Source organism: Mesorhizobium sp. B2-7-1 (assembly GCF_006440735.1).
Classification (GTDB): Bacteria; Pseudomonadota; Alphaproteobacteria; order Rhizobiales; family Rhizobiaceae; genus Mesorhizobium.
Map to the genome: position 1 here is coordinate 1 of NZ_VFUA01000195.1, position 4,034 is coordinate 4,034.

Annotated in this window: 4 protein-coding genes; 1 reads left to right on the forward strand and 3 read right to left on the reverse strand. The window is 62.4% G+C overall.

Features of this window, described 5'->3' with window-relative positions:
• Positions 1-333 precede the first annotated feature (333 nt).
• Positions 334-1,251: a transglutaminase-like cysteine peptidase gene (locus FJ471_RS34175; protein ID WP_348643399.1), complete on the forward strand. Its 918-nt coding sequence runs from the start codon at positions 334-336 to the stop codon at positions 1,249-1,251.
• A 318-nt stretch (positions 1,252-1,569) separates the two neighbouring features.
• Here the strand turns inward: FJ471_RS34175 and FJ471_RS34180 are convergent, their stop codons facing one another.
• The 3 genes from FJ471_RS34180 to FJ471_RS34190 form a co-directional block, all read right to left on the reverse strand.
• Positions 1,570-2,214, reverse strand: a complete 645-nt coding sequence (locus FJ471_RS34180) for a ribbon-helix-helix domain-containing protein (protein ID WP_246684920.1) — start codon at positions 2,212-2,214, stop codon at positions 1,570-1,572.
• A complete protein-coding gene (locus FJ471_RS34185; RefSeq protein ID WP_140811196.1) occupies positions 2,204-3,493 on the reverse strand; it encodes an HlyD family type I secretion periplasmic adaptor subunit in 1,290 nt (429 codons plus the stop codon). Before FJ471_RS34185 ends, FJ471_RS34180 begins: the two co-directional genes overlap by 11 nt.
• Positions 3,494-3,508: 15 nt before the next feature.
• The coding region (locus tag FJ471_RS34190) for an ATP-binding cassette domain-containing protein (RefSeq protein WP_140811198.1) at positions 3,509-4,034 on the reverse strand (526 nt) is incomplete at its 5' end.

Consider the following 4,034-nt stretch of genomic DNA (forward strand, 5'->3'; position numbering starts at 1 on the left):
GCAAGAGTACCTTGATCCCCGTCATGCCCGGACTTTGCAACAGACGGTCAATCCATTTCATATATTCGAATATGTAGAGAATCGCATTTTTTACACTTGGTAAATCGTGATGATATATGCAGTTATGCATGATCTTGACGGATGCGGGAGTGGCCGCGGCGCGTCGAGCTGGCTTGGTAAATGAAAGTATAAATTTGAATAAAATTTGATGGAAAATAGAATAGAGTGATTCGCGGAAATTTACCCACCTTCCTTTCCGATAATTTGAGACAAGATTGGTAGCGTCCACAGTCAAAGGTGGGCGTTATGAAAATACAAAAAGCAGCCCCGGGCATGACGGGGATCAAGGTACTCTTGCTGGCGGTCGGCCTTGCCGTTCAGGCAATTCCATCATCCGCCAGTGTGAACCCAGCTCTGCAGAAGGTGCTTGCGCCGGCGAGTCTCGGCGGCGTTTCGCTGGCCCGGCCGCATTCCTGGCAGCTGGCCGCCGCTTACCGGATCGCGGACGTTTCGACGGGCTATACGCCGACTGTACCTTATCAGGTTGAAGCGCAGTCGATCGCCACGGCCGAGCCCGGCATCGACCCGATCCAGACCGCCGCGATCATCCCCGGTGTCTTCGGCTCGGTCGCTTTGTCGATGCGCAACTTCCCGGTCGCGGCGCGCTGGGCTCCCGTCTACAAAGCCATCGTCGATTGCACCGCGGGCAGCGTCTGCGACCGCGAGAGCCCGGCCTTCACCGAGATCATCAAGATTGCCGCCGACAAGGGATTTCGCGAGAAGCTTTCCTTCGTCAACAGCAGCATCAACCGGCTGATCGCCTATCGCAAGGACAGCGTCGTCTACGGCAAGCTCGACTACTGGGCGAAGCCTTCGGAAATTCTCGAGCATCGCGCCGGCGATTGCGAGGATTTCGCCATACTGAAGATGGCGGCGCTGCTCAGGGCCGGGATCCCGGCGCAGAGCATGTCGCTGGTGGTGCTCCAGGATCGTCGCCGCAAGTTCTTCCATGCCGTCCTGTCGGTAAGCACGGGAAGCGGCGCCTTCATCCTCGACAGCCTCGGCAACGCCGTCATGCGCGACAGCGATCTGCCCGACTATGTTCCGCTCTATTCCTTCAGCACCGATCGCGCCTGGATCCACGGGTCGAAGTCCGGCGCGCAGATCGCCGATATCGCCGGCGGCTTCACGACGGTGGCACCCGGCGAAGGCGCGCCTGAACCATCAGTGGCTTCGGATCTCAGGCGGTAGATCGGGGCGGCTAAACGTTTCCGGAAACGCGGAAACTGCCCATTTGCTTGTTGTCGCGCAAGCTCCGGCGAGCGAAGCCACGACGCGCGCAGACCCTGGAATCCATTCCGTTACCTGGATCGAAGTGTGCAACGGTGCCGAATTCCGGACCGCCGCGGCGCTTCCAAGTCACGGCATGGATCCTCGGGTCTGCGCGCGTCGCTTCGCTCCTTGCTCCGCCCGTGGATGACGATCGCGATAGGCGTCTCGGCCAATCGCCAAGGCCGGGGATCTGCCAACGCACACTAACCAACCGGTCAAAACTTCTGTGTTGAGGAACTAGCCGTTGAAGACGAAAGCCATCAGCAGTTCCGGCTCGGTGACGGGCGCGCGCACGGCGCTGAGCTGGCCGCGATAGCGGCGCTCGCCGGCGCCGATGACGAAGCCGCTGGTGACCGGCGTCTCGCCATTGGCGTCGAGCCGGGCGAAGATGTCGGGAACGTTGAGATCGAGCGCCAGCTTCAGGTCCTGCCGCCCATCCTCGCCGGGCGCGCTCGGCAACTGGCGCCTGACCAGTTGCTGGAACGGCGCGTTGAAGGCCAGGATCTTCTTCGACGACGACAGCGCGAAGGCGGGCGAGGGGCAGGCGACCAGGATCGCATTGATCGTGCGGATCGAAGCGAGCTTGCGCAGCTCCATGCTTTCCTCGGCAAGGCCGCGCATGCAGGTGACCCGGATCGCCGAGGTGAGATTGCCCTGGTCGGGATGGTGTTCGGCGATCTCCTCGACCAGCATGCCGATCGTGCATTTGCGGCTTTCGGCCATCTGCTTCAGCGACACCCAGAAGGCGCGCTCCAGCCGGATGCCACGACGCACGCCGCCGCGCGCCACGACGCGGAATTCCGGGCCGAAATCCTCGGCCGCGAGCGCCGGCAGCAGCCTTTCGCGCGAAGTGTCCGGGTGGTGGATGGCGCTATCGCTCACTCATCGCCTCCTGACGCGCCTTGTTGATGGGCTTCAAAAGATAGTTGAGGATCGTCTTGCGTCCGGTCTTGATGTCGACCGAGCAGATCATGCCAGGGATGATCGAATAGGTCTTGCCGTTCCTGGTCAGCGTCGACTTCTCGGTCGCGACCCGCACCTGATAGTAGGGCTCGCCCGTCTTCTGGTCGACGAGGCTGTCGGCGGTGATGTTGGAGACCTTGCCCTCGATGCCGCCGAAGATCGAGAAATCATAGGCCGTGACCTTGATCAGCGCCTGCTGGTCCGGCTGGATGAAGGCGACGTCGCGCGGCGAAACCCGCGCCTCCACCAGCAGCGTCTCGGAGGTCGGCACGATGCCGGCCACGACCGCGCCTGGCTGGACGAAGGCGCCGAGCGTGTTGACGTCGAGCGTGTTGACGATGCCGTCGACCGGCGAGCGGATGTCGGTGCGCGCCACCGCGTCGGTGGCGCCGCGGATGGTTTCGTCGACCACGGAAAGATCGGCGAGCGCTTGCGTCAGGTCGCTCAACGCTTCCTGCTGCAGTTGCAGACCCAATTCGCTCACCTGAAGCTGTGCCTCGGTGATCGCCGCCTTGCCCTTCTTGATCGTCTCTCCGGCAAGGGTCAGCTGTCCGTGAAGGTCGGTCTGTTCCCGCTCGACGCGGATCTGCTCGGTCTTGGCCATCAGGCCCTTCTTGACCATGGGTTCGACCAGCGCCGCTTCCTGGTCGGTGACGGCCAGGCTCTTGGACAGGCGATCGGCGTTGGCGCCGGCCTCGTCCAGTTCCTTCTCGCGCTGGTCGAGACGCGATTTGAGAACCGACAGCTTCACCTCGAAATTGTCGCGGCGGGCGACGAGCAGCTTTTGCTCGTTGTCGCAGATTTCCGGCGCGGCCTTCTGGATCTCGGCGGGGCAGGGGAACGATCCTTCGACATTGCCGCTCTGCTCGAACTGCAGCCGTGCGATGCGCGCTTGCAGCGCTCGCGCCTTGGCCTTCTCCTCGCCGAGGCTCGACGTGTTGCCCGAGTTGTCGAGGCGGATGATGAGGTCGTTCTTCTTGACGGTCTGGCCGATTTGGACGGCGATCTCCTGCACCACGCCGGCTTCGCTGGCTTGGATAATCTGCGTCTTCGAAGCGGGAATGACCTTGCCTTCGCCGCGCGCTATCTCATCGACCTCGGCAAAGGATGCCCAGGCAGTGAAGCACACGAACAGCGCCCCGATGATATAGACGGACGCCGAGGCGAAAAGTGGTGGCCGGTCTTCCCTTGCAAGCATGTCCATACGTTCCGGTCAGGCATTTGCCTTTTGCAGTGCCTGGATGACTTGTTCCTTCGGCCCGTCGGCGACGACGCGGCCCTGGTCGATGACGATGAGGCGGTCGGCAAGCTCCAGCATGCTGTAGCGATGGGTCGACACGATCAGCGTCGTGCTGCGGTCGAACGCCACCTTGAGCTGCTTGATCAACTGCCGTTCGGAAGCGAGGTCCATCGAACCCGACGGCTCGTCCAGGAAGACGATCTTCGGCTTGGTCAAGAGCAGTCGCGCGATTGCCACGGCCTGCCTTTGCCCGCCCGAAAGATTGGTGCCCCGCTCGCCGACATTCATGTCGTAGCCGCGCGGATGCCGCGAGACGAAGTCGTCGACGCCGGCGGCTTTCGCGGCGTCGATGATCTCCTCGTCGGTCGCTTCCGGCGCCGCCATCAAGAGGTTCTCCTTGATGGTTCCCGAAAACAGGTCGCCGGCCTGCGCGACGATGCCGACCGCGGCGCGGACCTCCGAGGGATGGTATTGGCGGATATCGATGCCGTCGATCAGC

Coding starts and splice junctions, on each gene's coding strand:
- FJ471_RS34175 (WP_348643399.1), top strand. CDS start 334: ATGACGGGGATCAAGGTACTCTTGCTGGCGGTCGGCCTTGCCGTTCAG.
- FJ471_RS34185 (WP_140811196.1), bottom strand. CDS start 3,493: ATGCTTGCAAGGGAAGACCGGCCACCACTTTTCGCCTCGGCGTCCGTC.